This is a genomic window from Methylobacterium carpenticola (assembly GCF_042748905.1).
Classification (GTDB): Bacteria; Pseudomonadota; Alphaproteobacteria; order Rhizobiales; family Beijerinckiaceae; genus Methylobacterium; species Methylobacterium carpenticola.
On sequence record NZ_JBHZEO010000001.1, the window covers coordinates 781,026 to 795,131 of the forward strand.

Genomic DNA, 14,106 nt, shown 5'->3' on the forward strand with positions numbered 1-14,106 from the left:
AGCCCGCGCCATGTACGCCTTCGAGTATCACCGCCCCGCCTCCGTCAAGGAGGCGCTCGGCCTCCTGTCCAGGCAGGAGGACGCCAAGATCGTGGCCGGTGGCCACACCCTGATCCCGACCATGAAGCAGCGCCTCGCGGCGCCCGGCCACCTGATCGATCTCGGGGCGATCCCCGACCTCGTCGGGATCGAGCGCACGCCGCGCGCGGTCACGATCGGCGCGATGACGACCCACGGCGCCGTGGCGGATTCGGCGGAGGTCCGGGAGGCGATCCCGGCCCTGGCCGAACTCGCCGCCCTGATCGGCGACCCGGCGGTGCGCCACCGCGGCACCATCGGCGGCTCCATCGCCAACAACGACCCCTCCGCCGACTACCCGGCCGCCTGCCTCGCCCTCGGCGCCACCATCATCACCAGCAAGCGGCGCATCGCGGCGGAGGAGTACTTCCTCGGCCTGTTCGAGACCGCCCTGGAGGAGGGCGAGATCGTGACCGGGGTCTCGTTCCCGATCCCGCACAAGGCCGCCTACGAGAAGTTCCGCAACCCGGCCTCGCGCTACGCCCTCGTCGGCGTCTTCGTGGCCAAGCGCCCGAGCGACATCCGCGTCGCGGTGACCGGGGCGGGGTCGAACGGCGTCTTCCGCTGGCCGGAGGCCGAGGAGGCCCTGGCCAAGCGCTTCTCGCCCAAGTCGCTCGACGGGCTGAGCGCCTCCGCGGACGATCTCATCAGCGATCTGCACGCGGATGCGGAATATCGCGCCCATCTCATCGGCGTGATGGCGCGGCGCGCCGTGCAGAAGGCGACGGATCGATAGGACGGCGCCGTCCCGCATCCGATTGAGCACCGTCCGGTGCTGCCGTACAAGGTTGGCCGATGATGTCCTGCAGCCTTCGGCAATGCCCGCAGCCCGGCGGTGAAAGCGGTCTGGCAAGCACCCGGGCCCTCATGCCGAGGTGCCGCGGCTTTGCCGCGGCCTCGAAGCCCCCCAGGCCGCCGAGCCCGGAAGCACCGGCCTGTTCGGGTCTCTCGGCATGAGGATCGTCGAGGGCGCCCGCACCGTCCCAGCATTGGCGATCGGATCCGAGCCGGATCGGATCGCCGCCATCAGCCCCGGATCGGCATGACACCGCCCGCCTCGATCGACGCCACCCTCGCGCTCCTCGCCGATAACGGCTACGTCGCCGACCGGGCGCTCGCCACCGTGGCCTTCCTGTCACTGCGGCTGAAGCGACCGCTCTTCCTCGAGGGCGAGGCGGGCGTCGGCAAGACAGAGATCGCCAAGGTGCTGGCCTCCGCCCTCGGCCGGCCGCTGATCCGGCTGCAATGCTACGAGGGCCTCGACGTCGCCTCCGCGGTCTACGAGTGGAACTATGCCGGGCAGATGATGGCGATCCGCCTCGCCGAGGCCGGCGGCGGGGTCGATCGCGAGCGGCTCGAAGCCGACCTCTTCTCCGAGCGCTACCTGATCCGCCGGCCGCTCCTGCGCGCCCTGGAGCCGGCGGAGGGGGGATCGCCGGTCCTGCTGATCGACGAACTCGACCGCACCGACGAGGCGTTCGAGGCCTTCCTGCTCGAGGTGCTGTCGGATTTCCAGGTGACGATTCCCGAACTCGGCACCATCCGGGCGCCCGAGCCGCCCATCGTCGTGCTGACCTCCAACCGCACCCGCGAGATCCACGACGCCCTCAAGCGCCGCTGCCTCTATCACTGGGTCGATTACCCGGACGCGGAGCGCGAACTCGCCATCCTGAAGCGCCGGGTGCCGGGCGCGCCGGCCGCGCTGGCGCGCGACGTCGTCGCCTTCGTGCAGGCGATCCGCAAGGAGGACCTGTTCAAGGCGCCGGGCGTGGCCGAGACCCTCGATTGGGCGACGGCCCTGGTCGAACTCGATGCGGTCGCCCTCGATCCCGCCCTCGTCTCCGACACGCTCGGCGTGCTGCTGAAGTACCAGGACGACATCCAGGCCATGCAGGCCGGGCGCGCCAAGGCGCTCCTCGACGAGGTGCGCTCGGCGGCGCGATGACGGGCCGGCTGCCGGACAACATCGCCTATTTCGCCCGCGCCCTGCGCAAGGCCGGCCTGCCGGTCGGGCCGGGCGACGTCATCGACGCGGTCGAGGCGGTGCAGGCGGCCGGGATCGGCAGCCGCCAGGATCTCTACTGGACGCTCCACGCCGTGCTGGTGCGCAAGCACGAGCATTCGGTGCTGTTCGCGGAGGCGTTCCGCCTGTTCTGGCGGCGGCGCGACCTCATCGAGAAGCTGATCGCCCAGATGTCGCCGCTGGCGCCGGAGCGCGGGCGCGAGCCGCCCAAGGCCGGCGCCCTGCGGGTGCGCGAGGCCCTGAGCCCCGCCGCGCCGAAGCCGCGGCCGGAGCAGGACGAGACGGTGGTGCGCGCCACCCTCACGGTCTCCGAGCGGGAGGTGCTGAAGGCCAAGGACTTCGCCCAGATGTCCGCCGACGAGGTGGCCGAGGCCCGCCGCCGGATCGCGGTGCTCGCGCTCCCCGACGACGCCACCCGCACCCGCCGCTTCGCCCCGCAGGCCCACGGGCGGATCGACCCGCGCCGCAGCTTTCAGCGCACCATCCGCGCCTCTGGCGGCATCGACCTCGCCTTCCGGGCCCCGCGGGTGCGCCCGCCGCCGCTCGTGGCGCTCGCCGACATCTCGGGCTCGATGGCGGAGTATTCCCGCCTCTTCCTCCACTTCCTGCATGCGCTCAGCGAGCGGCGGCGGGTGCACAGCTTCGTCTTCGCGACGCGGCTCACCAACATCACCCGCGAACTCGCCCGCCGCGACCCGGACGAGGCGCTCGCCCGGGCGAGCGCCCGCGCCCGCGACTGGGAGGGCGGCACCCGCATCGCGGAGGCCCTGCACGCCTTCAACCGGCACTGGTCGCGCCGGGTGCTCGGCGGGGGCGCGGTGGTTCTGCTGTTCACGGACGGGCTGGAGCGCGAGGTGACGCCGGACCTCACCTTCGAGATGGACCGGCTCAAGCGCTCCTGCCGCCGCCTCGTCTGGCTGAACCCGCTCCTGCGCTTCGACCGCTTCGAGGTTCGGGCCGCCGGCATCCGGGCGATGCTGCCCCACGTCCACGATTTCCGGCCGATCCACAGCCTCGCGGCGATGGAGGATCTCTGCCAAGCGCTTCGCGCAGGGCCGATCCGCGCGGAGGATCCGCGGGCTTGGTTGCACCGCGCCGGCTGATGCCTACCTTGTCGGCAGCGCGCGATCCGCGGCGCGGGAGAACCCCGATGCTCTCCACCGACACCGACATCCTCTCCGCCGCGCAGAGCTGGCGCGAGGCGGGGCGCGGCGTGGCCCTCGCCACCGTGATCGAGACCTGGGGCTCGGCCCCGCGGCCGGTCGGCAGCCATCTGATCATCGACGCGGAGGGCAACTTCCTCGGCTCCGTCTCGGGCGGCTGCGTCGAGGGCGCGGTGATCACCGAGGCCGTGGAGGTGATCGAGGAGGGCCGCCCGCGCATCCTCGAATTCGGCGTCGCCGACGAGACCGCGTGGCGGGTCGGGCTCTCCTGCGGCGGGCGGATCCGCGTCCTGGTCGAGCGGGTGGAGTAGGGGCGGCCATGCGTCTCGATCTCCTGAAGAGCCTCAACGCCGAGCGCGCCGCCCGGCGGGCCGCCATCCTGGTCACGGCCCTCGACGGGTCGGAGCAGCGTCTCGTGCCCGAGGCCGAGGCCGCCGCCGACCCGCTCGCCGGCGAGCTGCTGCCGCGCTTCCGCTCGGGGAAGAGCGGCGTGATCGAGGCCGGGGAGCGCTCGTGGTTCCTCACCGTGCAGGTGCCGCCGCCGCGCCTCGTCATCATCGGCGCCGTGCATATCAGCCAGGCGCTCGCGCCAATGGCCGCGCTCGTCGATCTCGACGTCGCCATCATCGATCCGCGCACCGCCTTCGCCACGCCCGAGCGCTTCCCGGATGTGCCCCTGGTGGCGCTCTGGCCGGACGAGGCGCTCGCCGGCCTGCCGCCCCTCGATGCCTACACGGCCCTCGCGGCCCTGACCCACGACCCGAAGATCGACGATCCCGCCCTGGTCGCGGCGTTGCGCGCCGGCTGCTTCTATGTCGGGGCGCTCGGCTCGCGGAAGACGCATGCCCGGCGGGTCGAGCGGCTGATGCAGGCCGGCCTGTCCGAGGCGCAGATCGGGCGCATCCGGGCGCCGATCGGCCTCGATCTCGGCGCGGTGAGTCCGGCGGAGATCGCCGTCTCGGTCCTGGCCGAGGTGATCGCGGCCCTGCGCCGCTCCGGCCCGTGAGAGAGGGCTCATGAGGTTCGGTCCCGTCCCGGTCGCGGAATCCGCCGGGCTCATCTCGGCCCATTCGGTGCGGGCGGGCGGCGCGGTGCTGCGCAAGGGCAGCCGCATCGGTCCCGAGGAGGCGCGCCGCCTCGCCGAGGCGGGCCTCACCGAGATCGTCGCCGTCACCCTGGAGCCGGGCGACGTGTCCGAGGACGAGGCGGCCCGGGCGGTCGCCGAGGCGGCGGCCGGGGAGGGGATCGAGATCGCGCCGGCCTTCACCGGCCGGGCGAACCTCCACGCGGCGACGGCGGGCGTGCTGGTTCTCGACACGCGGACCATCGAGGCCGTCAACCGCGTGGACGAAGCGGTGACCCTCGCGACCCTCGCCCCGTTCAAGCCCGTGGTGCCGGGCGAGATGGTGGGGACGGTCAAGATCATCCCCTACGCGGTCTCGGGACCCACCCTGCGGACCGCGCTGGCGGCGGCGGCCCGGCCCTCCGTCGCGGTGGCGCCCTACCGGCTCCGGCGGGTCGCCGTGATCTCGACCCTGCTGCCCGGCCTGAAGGCCAGCGTGGTCGACAAGACCCTGCGGGTGCTGGCGGAGCGCCTCGCGCCCACCGGGGCCGAGATCGTCTCCGACGACCGCGTCGCCCACACCGCCGAGGCGGTGGCCGAGGCGTTGCGGCGGACCGCCGGAACGAGCGACCTCGTCGTGGTATTCGGCGCCTCGGCCATCGCGGACCGGCGCGACGTGATCCCGGCCGGCATCGCGGCGGCGGGCGGCGGGGTCGATCACCTCGGCATGCCGGTCGATCCCGGCAACCTCCTGCTCCTCGGGCATCTCGGTGATGCGCCCGTGATCGGCGCGCCCGGCTGCGCGCGCTCGCCGAAGGAGAACGGTTTCGACTGGGTGCTGCACCGCCTGCTCGCCGGCCTCGCGGTCGGCCGGGCCGACATCGTCGCGCTCGGCGTCGGCGGCCTGCTCATGGAGATCGTCTCGCGGCCCCAGCCCCGGGCCGGCGGCACGCCGGACGATCCGGAGCACGAGGGGTGAGCGCCCCGGTCGGCATCGTGCTGCTCGCCGCCGGCCGCGGCACCCGGTTCGGCCCCTCGCCGAAGCTGCTCGCCCCCCTCGACGGCAAGCCGCTGGTGCGCCACGCGGCCGAGGCCGCCATCGCCGCCGGGCTCGGGCCCGTCGTCGCCGTGCTGGGGCATGCGGAGCCGGATGTGCGCGCCGCCCTCCAGGGCCTCGGTCTCGCCGCCGTCACCAACGCCCGCTACGCCGAGGGCCTGTCGACCTCGCTGCGCGCGGGACTGGCGGCGCTGCCCGCGGAGGTGGCCGGCGCGGTGATCCTGCTCGGCGACATGCCGCGCGTCTCCGCCGCGGTGATCCGGGGGCTGGCGGCGGCCTTCCGGGAGGCGGGCGAGGCCCCGGCGGCCGTCATCCCGGTTCGCGCCGGCCGGCGCGGCAACCCGGTGCTGCTCAACCGCCGCCGCCTCGCCGCCGACCTGGCGACGCTGGCCGGCGACCGCGGCGCGGGACCGCTCCTCGCCGGGCGGTCCGACCTGCTCGAATGGGAGGTGGAGGAGGATGCCGTGCTCCTCGACATCGACACGCCCGAGGCGCTCGCCGGCGCCCGCCGCTGAGGATCAGACGATCCCGAGGCTGAACAGGCCAACGACGGCGCTGAACACCGCGTAGACGAAGCCGAGATTCAGGAGCACGCCGAGCACGCCGACGCCGAGCCCGGCCATGACGACGATGCCGTCGCGCTCCACGAGGCCGAGGCCCATCAGCGACACCGCGAGGCCGAGCGGGATCTGGCCGACGATCGGCGCGGCGACGATCAGCACCAGGGCGAGCGCCAGCAGCAGCAGGCCCATGGCCCGCATCCCGACCTCGTTCTCGAACACCCGCATGCGCGGGCGCGACCAGCGCTCCAGGCGGCGCAGCAGCGGCACCGCGCGGGCGACCGCCCGCTGCAGGTCGGCGCGCTTGATGGAGCGGCCGAGCAGCGAGCGCGGCAGCCAGGGCGCCGACATGCCGGCCGCGATCTGCGCCGCGACGAGCGCGAGCAGGAGCCCGCAGATCAGCGGGATGGGCGGCGGCATCGGCAGGCAGTTCGGCAGGCCGAGCAGCACCACGAGGAGTGCGAAGGCCTTGTCGCGCAGCACCGCGACGATGTCGCCCACCGTGAGTCGGTCCGTCTCCTGCGCGGCGAGCACGGTGAGGACGTCGGAGGTTCGCGTCGGTTGGGTCAAAGGGATCGGGCCGTCCGCTGCCTCGGTGGCGGCGCCCGCCGCTCTAGCCTGTTCTGCCCCCTCGGCCAACCCGACCGCCCGCCGGGCGGGCGATGCGTCGCAATCCGCGGCCGGCTCCAGGAGGCCGACGGCGTCTCGCGGCGCTGCCGCCATTCCCGCACGCGTGCTCGTCATTCGACAACCATCTCCGCGCCCTCGGCGAGGGCGCCGTGACCGTCTTCAGACGAGGAAAAGGGGCATTCGTGAGGCAGGGCCCGCCGGTCAGTGGATCGTGAACACGCCGTTCACCGATCGGAACTCCGCCGGCTTGATCAGGTGCGAATGGGCCACGCGCACCGAGTGCAGCGGCCCCTCCAGCTCGCGCTCCCAGAAGGCCAGGAAACCGTGCAGCACCGGGAATTTCGGAGCGAGGTCGTATTCCTGCCAGACGTAGGTCTGGAGCACGCCCGGATGATCGGGCAGACGATAGAGGATCTGAGCGGTGGTCAGGCCATAACCTTCGAGCTGACGCAGGAACTCCCTGGATACCATCGGACCTCCTTCCTCGGCCGGGGCAAGAACGGCCGTGCATAGGCTGGCGAGGGATCCGATGATGCGGCCAAGAGGCCGCCATGCTCAAGATCAAAAATCGGCGTTGTCGTTCAAAAACAAGGCTTTGGCAGCACTTATTGAAGAGTGCCAACAAGTCTTGCGGCGCTGCGCAGCTCCTATGACGCCGCGGGTCCTGACTGGCAAGCGGAATCATGGCTGCTGCCCGTCTCTTCGGAGCCCGATCGGTCGGCATGCCGCCGTGATTTCCCGGGGAGCGTCACTTGACCTTGCGGCAATGGAAAGGAATTTTCCACACCATCGAGTCCCCGACCCCGGTGTCGCCCCCTGTCGACGCGACGGCTCCAGCGCATTCGTTGGGCGGCAGCCCTGGCCGTGGGCGGCATCGCGGCCGCGTGGGCGGAAAGGCCGCGGGCCGACGACCGCGCCGCCCTGCGCACCGTGCTGTTCGGCAGCCTCGATGCCGGGCGCTCCACCTTCGTCAATGCCGGCGCCAAGTTCCTGCCCGGCGGCCCTGCCGCCGACGGCGTCGTCCTGCTCGGGCAGGTCGGCTACGGCGTCCGCTCCGAGCGGGACCGGGGCGGACTGGACGTGCGGGCAGGCGCGGTGCCGCCGCGGGTCCTGCGCCATACGGTCCTCGGCAGCGCCCTCGGCGGCTGGCAATGGCTGTGGGACTGGGGCGTGGTGGCGGTCTTCGCCGGGCCCGAGACGGCGTTCGAGGTCCTCGATTCGAGCGCCCTGAGGCGGCTCCCGGCGCCCCGTTTCGGCCTCCGCCTCCATGCGGAGGTCTGGGCGCGGCCGACCGAGGACACGCTGCTCACCACGACGGCGATCGCCGGCAGCGCCCGGGGCGATGCCTGGAGCCGTCTGTCCTGGGGCTGGCGGGTGGAGTCGCTCTATCTCGGGCCCGAGGCGTCGCTCTATGCCGACCGCACGGGCTACCGGAAGTGGAATCTCGGCCTCCATCTCACGGATGTCGATCTGGCGCGCGTCGCCGTCCCGCGGCTGCGCGGGCGGGTCTCGGCGGGCTGGCTCTACGAGGACGCGATCCGCCGTCCCGGGCTCTATCTCTCGGGCGCGCTCTGGCTGCCTCTGTGAGGCCGAGGCGCGATGCCGCCGCCCGCCTTCCGCATCATTTTGCCGCCCGACCCCGGGACAGGCCGGCGCCCGGGGTTTAGGTAGGGCGGATGACGGGCCGGCCGCGCGACGGGCCGGCGCATCCGGGAGGTCACGGGGCATGAAGTTCGCCTTCGCGGGGATCGACTTTCTCGGCGGCGTCTTCGAGGCCCTCACGGGCGCCGGCTGGCAGCCCATCAAGCTGTTCACCCGCCCCTGCGACGGGATCTACGACTTCAACGACGTCGTGGTGGCCCATGCGCGGCGCTACCGGGTGCCGATCCAGCTCTCGCGCCTGCGGCCCGCCGACATCGACGCGCTCACCGCCGAGCACGGCCGCGACTGGGCCCTCGTCGTCGCCGGCTATCCGTGGCTGATCACCGGCTGGCCGGGCCGGGTGCGCTACGCCCTGAACTTCCATCCCTCGCCGCTGCCGAACGGCCGCGGTCCCTATCCGCTGTTCAAGGCCATCCTCGATTCCTACGAGAGCTGGGGCATGACCGCCCATGTGCTGGCCGAGGACGGCTTCGACACCGGCGACATCCTGGCCCAGGAGATCTTCCCGCTCTCCCCGCTGGAGACGCACGAGACGCTGCTCGCGCGCTGTCAGATGGCGGCGATGCGGATCGCCGCCGGGCCGATCGCCCGCGAGCTGCCGGCCCGCTGGCGCTCGCCCGAGCCGCAGGGGGACGGCAGCTACTGGCCGCGGGTGACGGATGCGGACCGCACCCTCGATTTCCGCCAGCCGGTCGAGGCGGTGCTGCGCAAGGTGCGGGCCTTCGGGGCGATCGAGACGGTGGCCCGGCTCAACGACGCCCGCGTCTTCGTGGCCTCCGCCGACGGCTGGAGCGAGCCCCATCGCCACGCGCCGGGCACGATCGTGCACCGCCACCGCCGCCACCTGCTGGTGGCCGCCCGCGACGGCTACGTCCAGATCACCCGCTGGAGCACGCTGCCGCTCGCCGAGGCGGGACAGACGGGGCGCTGAGCCGTGCCCCCGATGCGCCGCAAGGGCGATCTGCCCCAGAGGATCTGCGCCCGGTGCGGCCGGCCCTTCGCGTGGCGCAAGAAGTGGGCGCGGGTCTGGGAGGAGGTGCGCTACTGTTCCGAGCGCTGCCGGCGGGAGGCCGGGCGCGAGGGACGCTGAGGAGCCGTGCCGTCTCCCGATCGACATCCCGACATGCTAGCGGCCCTCGCGTCAGGGCTGCGCGGGAGGGGACGTGCGGGGAGCAAGTGCGATCGGCCTCGTCCTCGCCCTTCTGACGACGGCGGCGAGCGGGCAGGCCGGGCCGGATGAGGCGGCCCGGATCGCCGGGGAGGGGATCGCGATCGGCTCGCCCTTCGGCGCCGGCGGCGACCCGCAGACCTCGGTGGCCCAGCCGGACACCTCCGCCAAGCCCTCGGCCAACCTCAACACCTCCATCGCCGAGGGGTTTGGCCCCGCGGGCGACCCGGGCGGCGACCGGGCCTTCCTGAAGACGAAGGGCATCGAGTACAGCCTCACCTATATCGGCGAGCTGCTCGGCAACGCCACCGGCGGCGCGCGGCGCGGCGCCATCGCCGAGGGCCGCCTCGACGTGCAGGTCGACATGGATCTGGAGAAGCTCGCCGGCTGGACCGGCGCGGCGATCCACGCCAACGCCTACCAGATCCACGGCACCGGCCTGTCGCGCTACTACGTCGACAACCTCATCACGGTGAGCGCCATCGAGGCGCTGCCCGCCTCGCGGCTCTACGAGGCGTGGTTCGAGCAGAAGCTGTTCGACGGCCGGCTCGCCCTGCGCGCGGGCCAGCTCGCCGCCGACACCGAGTTCGCGGTCAGCCAGACCGGCACGCTGTTCATCAACTCGACCTTCGGCTGGCCCAACATCATGGCGGTGATCCTGCCGAGCGGCGGGCCGATCTACCCGCTGGCGACGCCCGGCGCCCGCATCAAGCTGATGCCCAACCGCAACCTCTCGTTCCAGGCCGGCCTCTACGACGGCGATCCGGCCGGCCCGGTCCGGCCCGGGCTCGATCCCGACCCGCAGCGGCGCAACCGCACCGGCACCTCCTTCCGCACCGGCGACCCGGCGCTCGCCATCGCGGAGATCTCGTATGCCTACAACATCGACAAGGGCTCGACGGGCGAGCCCGGCACGGTGACGCTCGGCGGCTGGTATCATTTCGGCCGCTTCACGTCCCTCGACCGCGACACCGCCGGGCGCGCCCTCGCCGATCCCGCGACGACCGGGATCGGCCGCCGCTTCCGCGGCAACACCGGCATCTACGGGATCATCGACCAGACCATCTACCGGGAGCCGGACGATCCCAACGACGGCGCCAGCGTGTTCCTGCGCCTCTCCGGCTCTCCCGGCGACCGCAACCTGCTCGATCTCTACCTCGACGCCGGCATCGCCTACAAAGGGCTGTTCCCGGGCCGCTCGGACGACACGCTCGGCCTCGCCTTCGCGCTCTCGCGCGTCGCGCCGGGCGCGCGGCAGGCGGATCTCGACGGGATCCTGTTCTCCGGCATCGGCCAGCCGCGGCGGAGCGCCGAGGCGGTGCTGGAGGCGACCTACCAGGCCGTGCTCGGCCCCGGCATCACGCTCCAGCCCGACATCCAGTACGTGTTCAAGCCGAGCGGCGGCGTGCGCAACCCGCGCGATCCCGATCTCGGCCGGGTGAAGAACGCCGCCGTGTTCGGCCTGCGGGCGACGATCCGCTACTGACGGGGCGTCATCCGCTCTCCGGCCGCGGCGCCACGCGGAACATCGGGATTGCTCAGGCCCGGCGCAGGGCCAGCGCCGCCGCGCTCGCCGCGCCGAGCAGGGTCGCCGCCACCGGGGTCGCGGTGCCGTCGTGCCACGCGGCCACCGAGACCGTGAACAGGGCGCCGAAGGCCATCTGCAGGAAGCCGTAGAGGCTGGAGGCGGCGCCCGCCGCGTGCGGATCGACGTTCATCAGCCCCGCCACCGCCGTGGGCCCGAGGATGCCGATGCCGACCGCGTAGAGGATCAGCGGCAGGATCAGGGTCACGATCGTGAGCTGCCCGCTGCGGTCGATGGCGAGCAGCGCGAGCGCGCCCGCGAAGCAGAGCAGGTTGCCGCGCCGGGCCGCCTGCCGGGTCGGAACCCGCCCGGCCATCCGCCCGGCGATGCCCGCCCCGGCCACCATGCCGGCGACGACGAGCAGGCAGTCGAACCCGACCTCCTGCGGCGAGCGGCCGAGGCGCTCGCCGAGGAGGAACGGCGCGACGGCCAGGAAGGCGTAGAGGCTGGTGCCCGCGCAGGCTCCCGCCACCAGGTAGGCCCGGTAGGCCGGCGTGCCGAGGAGCCGCAGATAGGCCGCCGCCACGGCGGAGAGGCCGGGCAGCGCCACGGGCTGCCGGTTGGTCTCGGGCAGCGTCGTCACGACGAGGAGCCCCAGCACCGCGACGACGGCGGCGAGAAGCACGAACACGGCCCGCCAGCCGAAGGCGCCGCCCACCACCCCGCCGATCGCCGGGGCGAGCGCCGGGGTCAGGGTCATCGCCATGGTGAGGAGCGCGATCTTGCGCGTCGCGTCGGTGGCGCTCGACACGTCCCGCACCATCGCGCGGCCGAGGACGAGGGAGCCGCAGGCGCCGAGGGATTGCAGGACCCGGGCGGCGACCAGAACGCCGATGCTCTGCGCGGGAATCGCCAGGAGGAGCCCGGCGAGGTAGAGCGAGAGCCCGGCGATCAGCACCGGCCGGCGTCCGAAGCGGTCGGAGAGGGGGCCGTAGACGAGCTGCCCGCAGGCGAGCCCGACGAGGTAGAGCGTGATGGTGAGCTGCGCCGCCACCGGCGAGGTGCCGAGATCGGCCGCCGCCGCGGGCAGCACCGGCACGAAGATGTGGAGCGCCACGGTTCCGGTCATCGTCACGGCGACGAGGAGCGGCAGCGAGGCCCGGGCGGGCGCGGTCTTCAGCACGGTTGGATCCGGCGTCCTTCGATTCGACGGGTCCGCGCCGCGGGCCGAAGCGGCGGCCGCGGGGCGGTTGCGCCGGGACGGCGCGCCCGTGTCGGGAAGCCAATCCTATGCCCGCCGACGGGCGGAGCTGCCATGCCGACGTGGCATGGCAGGGTTCCGCCGCGCCGGCGCCGTGCTCAGTTGAGGCGCCGCCCGGTCTGCGTGTCGTCGCGCCCGAACTCGCGGAACACCGCCCAGGCGGCGTCGATCAGGGCCTGGACGGACGGCAGATCGTTCACCGCGGAGGCGGGCAGGCGCTGCAGGTCGAGGATGGAGGCGGCCGCGCGCAGGACGCAGAGCTCCGTCTGCGCGTCCGGGAGGCGGACGCTGTCGTGGTCTTCGAGGATCATGGCGGGGGCTTTCGAGCGAGAGGGATGGGAGTCAGGCCGCCGCGGCCAGCACGGGGCGATCCTCGCCGCGGACCGAGCGGAGCTGGCGCAGGGTGCGCTCGTCGAAGCCCGCCTCGACGGCGATGATCTCCTCGCCCTCGATCTGGCGGGGCAGGCCGAGCGGGAAGGCCCGGAAATGCAGCTGGATCAGGCGCAGGAGCCAGGAGGTGGGGTTCTGGGAGATGAACCGGGAGACGCCCCGCGGCAGCCCCCATTCCACGATCGCCGTGGTGAGCGCCAGGGCGATCGGATTGAGGCGCCGGCCGGAGATCCGGGCCCGGTCCGACACGCAGATCCGGCCCCATTCCCAGATGTGCGGCGCCGAGGGCGCCGGGCCGTCGCACAATTCCGGCAGCACGCTCGAGAGCAGGTAGGGCCGCGTCGTCGGCAGCAGGCGGGAATACCCGAGGAGGGCGCCCTCCTGCATCGCCAGCAGGTGCACGGCGTGCTCGTCATCGAACTGGTCGATCTCGCGCTGGTCGGGCTTGGCGAGGTCGTCCCAGCCCTTGTCCCGGACGAAAATATCGTGACGGAGCCGATAGACTTGCTCCATCTCGGACGCGTAGCGGTGGATGTTGGTGGCGTCGACGACGTGGATCATGGCGGGACTCCGCGATAAGGCGGAATCCTTTCTACTCACGGGCCGGGCCCGTCATAGTCCAAGAAATTGTACCAGGGTTTCAACTGATAATGCCGAGTCTGAGGCCGAGGGCAACCGCGTGGGCGCGGCTCGTCGTGCCGAGCTTGCGCCGCACCGCGCGCAGGTGCCGGATCGCCCCGTGCTCGGAGATGCCCATCGCCTCGCCGATCTCCCAGTCCGACTTGCCGTCCGCGGCCCATTGCAGGCTCTCGCGCTCGCGGGGCGAGAGCGGCTCGGCGAGCGCCTCGGCCTGCCCGTTGGCGATGAGCAGCGCCTGCCCGAGGGCGTAGGTGCCGACGAGGGTCAGCATCCCGCGCACGGCGGGGCTGAGATCGAGGCGCTCGCCCACGAAGCTCACCCCCGCCGTGTCGCCCTCCAGGGTGAGGAGCGGCAGGGTGAAGCCCTCGCGCAGGCCGAACTCGCCCGCCTCGCCGAGCACGCGCCGGGCGTTCGGGTCGTCGGGGGCGTAGAGGCCGGGATCGCTCCAGGAAAAGCCGCTCGCCCGCTCGCCGATGCCGCGCACCGCCGGGTCGTGGAGGATGTAGTTGCGGGCGTAGTAGCGGCGCGCCCATTCGTCCGGATAGGTGCCGATGAACACCGTCGGGCGCCGGTCGCAGGGCAGCGCGTCGCAGATCCGCAGGGTCGCCAGCAGCACGTGCTCGACCCCGATCCCGGCGAGCCGGGTCAGCAGCTGGTCGCGCAGCGCCTCCGGCGTGGCCGTGCGGTTGATCGCATGAAGCAGCTCGCGGGAGAGGTCGAGCGACTTGACGGACATGGCGGACCCTTCGGGCGCGAGGCCGGATCGCCGCCCGCTCGCGGCGCTGACGACCGGCCTCATGCCGTTCGTCCCGTGCCGCCATCGGCGAACCGACGGATCTCACGCAAAAGCCGTGACAAGCACCGAGCAGAACCGCCCGGCGGCGTGA

The 14,106-nt window shown here is 72.9% G+C and carries 17 protein-coding genes; 11 read left to right on the forward strand and 6 right to left on the reverse strand.

What is annotated here, in order from left to right; all coding sequences use genetic code 11:
* Window positions 1–10: 10 nt before the first annotated feature.
* From ACE101_RS03690 to ACE101_RS03720, 7 genes are all read left to right on the forward strand, one after another.
* Window positions 11–814: an FAD binding domain-containing protein gene (locus ACE101_RS03690; RefSeq protein ID WP_379126195.1), complete on the forward strand. Its 804-nt coding sequence runs from the start codon at window positions 11–13 to the stop codon at window positions 812–814.
* A 306-nt stretch (window positions 815–1,120) separates the two neighbouring features.
* On the forward strand, window positions 1,121–2,023 hold the full coding sequence (locus ACE101_RS03695) for an AAA family ATPase (protein ID WP_379126196.1): 903 nt from the start codon (window positions 1,121–1,123) through the stop codon (window positions 2,021–2,023).
* A complete protein-coding gene (locus ACE101_RS03700) occupies window positions 2,020–3,204 on the forward strand; it encodes a vWA domain-containing protein (protein WP_379126197.1) in 1,185 nt (394 codons plus the stop codon). The genes ACE101_RS03695 and ACE101_RS03700 overlap by 4 nt, the downstream gene beginning before the upstream one ends.
* Before the next feature lie 47 nt (window positions 3,205–3,251).
* Window positions 3,252–3,575, forward strand: coding sequence for an XdhC family protein (locus ACE101_RS03705; protein ID WP_379126198.1), 324 nt, complete (start codon window positions 3,252–3,254; stop codon window positions 3,573–3,575).
* A gap of 8 nt (window positions 3,576–3,583) precedes the next feature.
* Entirely contained in the window at window positions 3,584–4,270 is a 687-nt protein-coding gene (locus ACE101_RS03710) for an XdhC family protein (protein WP_379126199.1), read from the forward strand.
* A gap of 10 nt (window positions 4,271–4,280) precedes the next feature.
* The gene (locus tag ACE101_RS03715; RefSeq protein ID WP_379126200.1) at window positions 4,281–5,306 is read left to right on the forward strand and encodes a molybdopterin-binding protein; all 1,026 of its coding nucleotides are present in this window, start codon (window positions 4,281–4,283) and stop codon (window positions 5,304–5,306) included.
* Window positions 5,303–5,899: a nucleotidyltransferase family protein gene (locus ACE101_RS03720; protein ID WP_379126201.1), complete on the forward strand. Its 597-nt coding sequence runs from the start codon at window positions 5,303–5,305 to the stop codon at window positions 5,897–5,899. The genes ACE101_RS03715 and ACE101_RS03720 overlap by 4 nt, the downstream gene beginning before the upstream one ends.
* A 3-nt stretch (window positions 5,900–5,902) precedes the next feature.
* On the opposite strand, the gene ACE101_RS03725 is transcribed toward ACE101_RS03720, so the two are convergent.
* A complete protein-coding gene (locus tag ACE101_RS03725; protein ID WP_379138459.1) occupies window positions 5,903–6,514 on the reverse strand; it encodes an exopolysaccharide biosynthesis protein in 612 nt (203 codons plus the stop codon).
* Window positions 6,515–6,775: 261 nt separating this feature from the next.
* Entirely contained in the window at window positions 6,776–7,045 is a 270-nt protein-coding gene (locus ACE101_RS03730) for an usg protein (protein ID WP_379126202.1), read from the reverse strand.
* A gap of 393 nt (window positions 7,046–7,438) precedes the next feature.
* Between ACE101_RS03730 and bcsS the strand changes: the two genes are divergently transcribed.
* The 4 genes from bcsS to ACE101_RS03750 all read left to right on the forward strand — a co-directional run bounded on the left by bcsS (window position 7,439) and on the right by ACE101_RS03750 (window position 10,890).
* The gene (gene bcsS / locus ACE101_RS03735; protein ID WP_379126204.1) at window positions 7,439–8,161 is read left to right on the forward strand and encodes a cellulose biosynthesis protein BcsS; all 723 of its coding nucleotides are present in this window, start codon (window positions 7,439–7,441) and stop codon (window positions 8,159–8,161) included.
* 139 nt (window positions 8,162–8,300) lie between these two features.
* On the forward strand, window positions 8,301–9,167 hold the full coding sequence (locus ACE101_RS03740; RefSeq protein ID WP_379126205.1) for a methionyl-tRNA formyltransferase: 867 nt from the start codon (window positions 8,301–8,303) through the stop codon (window positions 9,165–9,167).
* A 3-nt stretch (window positions 9,168–9,170) separates the two neighbouring features.
* The gene (locus tag ACE101_RS03745) at window positions 9,171–9,326 is read left to right on the forward strand and encodes a DUF2256 domain-containing protein (RefSeq protein ID WP_379126206.1); all 156 of its coding nucleotides are present in this window, start codon (window positions 9,171–9,173) and stop codon (window positions 9,324–9,326) included.
* A gap of 73 nt (window positions 9,327–9,399) precedes the next feature.
* Window positions 9,400–10,890, forward strand: a complete 1,491-nt coding sequence (locus ACE101_RS03750) for a carbohydrate porin (RefSeq protein WP_379126208.1) — start codon at window positions 9,400–9,402, stop codon at window positions 10,888–10,890.
* 52 nt (window positions 10,891–10,942) lie between these two features.
* On the opposite strand, the gene ACE101_RS03755 is transcribed toward ACE101_RS03750, so the two are convergent.
* From ACE101_RS03755 to ACE101_RS03770, 4 genes are all read right to left on the reverse strand, one after another.
* On the reverse strand, window positions 10,943–12,112 hold the full coding sequence (locus tag ACE101_RS03755) for a multidrug effflux MFS transporter (protein ID WP_379126209.1): 1,170 nt from the start codon (window positions 12,110–12,112) through the stop codon (window positions 10,943–10,945).
* 176 nt (window positions 12,113–12,288) lie between these two features.
* Entirely contained in the window at window positions 12,289–12,501 is a 213-nt protein-coding gene (locus ACE101_RS03760) for a hypothetical protein (RefSeq protein WP_379126210.1), read from the reverse strand.
* Between the two features lie 31 nt (window positions 12,502–12,532).
* Window positions 12,533–13,141: an acyl-homoserine-lactone synthase gene (locus ACE101_RS03765; protein WP_379126211.1), complete on the reverse strand. Its 609-nt coding sequence runs from the start codon at window positions 13,139–13,141 to the stop codon at window positions 12,533–12,535.
* Window positions 13,142–13,220: 79 nt separating this feature from the next.
* On the reverse strand, window positions 13,221–14,018 hold the full coding sequence (locus ACE101_RS03770; protein WP_379126212.1) for a helix-turn-helix transcriptional regulator: 798 nt from the start codon (window positions 14,016–14,018) through the stop codon (window positions 13,221–13,223).
* Window positions 14,019–14,106: the final 88 nt, after the last annotated feature.

Coding starts and splice junctions, on each gene's coding strand:
- ACE101_RS03740 (WP_379126205.1), top strand. CDS start 8,301: ATGAAGTTCGCCTTCGCGGGGATCGACTTTCTCGGCGGCGTCTTCGAG.
- ACE101_RS03730 (WP_379126202.1), bottom strand. CDS start 7,045: ATGGTATCCAGGGAGTTCCTGCGTCAGCTCGAAGGTTATGGCCTGACC.
- ACE101_RS03695 (WP_379126196.1), top strand. CDS start 1,121: ATGACACCGCCCGCCTCGATCGACGCCACCCTCGCGCTCCTCGCCGAT.
- ACE101_RS03715 (WP_379126200.1), top strand. CDS start 4,281: ATGAGGTTCGGTCCCGTCCCGGTCGCGGAATCCGCCGGGCTCATCTCG.
- ACE101_RS03690 (WP_379126195.1), top strand. CDS start 11: ATGTACGCCTTCGAGTATCACCGCCCCGCCTCCGTCAAGGAGGCGCTC.
- ACE101_RS03770 (WP_379126212.1), bottom strand. CDS start 14,018: ATGAGGCCGGTCGTCAGCGCCGCGAGCGGGCGGCGATCCGGCCTCGCG.
- ACE101_RS03705 (WP_379126198.1), top strand. CDS start 3,252: ATGCTCTCCACCGACACCGACATCCTCTCCGCCGCGCAGAGCTGGCGC.
- ACE101_RS03700 (WP_379126197.1), top strand. CDS start 2,020: ATGACGGGCCGGCTGCCGGACAACATCGCCTATTTCGCCCGCGCCCTG.
- ACE101_RS03710 (WP_379126199.1), top strand. CDS start 3,584: ATGCGTCTCGATCTCCTGAAGAGCCTCAACGCCGAGCGCGCCGCCCGG.
- ACE101_RS03765 (WP_379126211.1), bottom strand. CDS start 13,141: ATGATCCACGTCGTCGACGCCACCAACATCCACCGCTACGCGTCCGAG.
- ACE101_RS03760 (WP_379126210.1), bottom strand. CDS start 12,501: ATGATCCTCGAAGACCACGACAGCGTCCGCCTCCCGGACGCGCAGACG.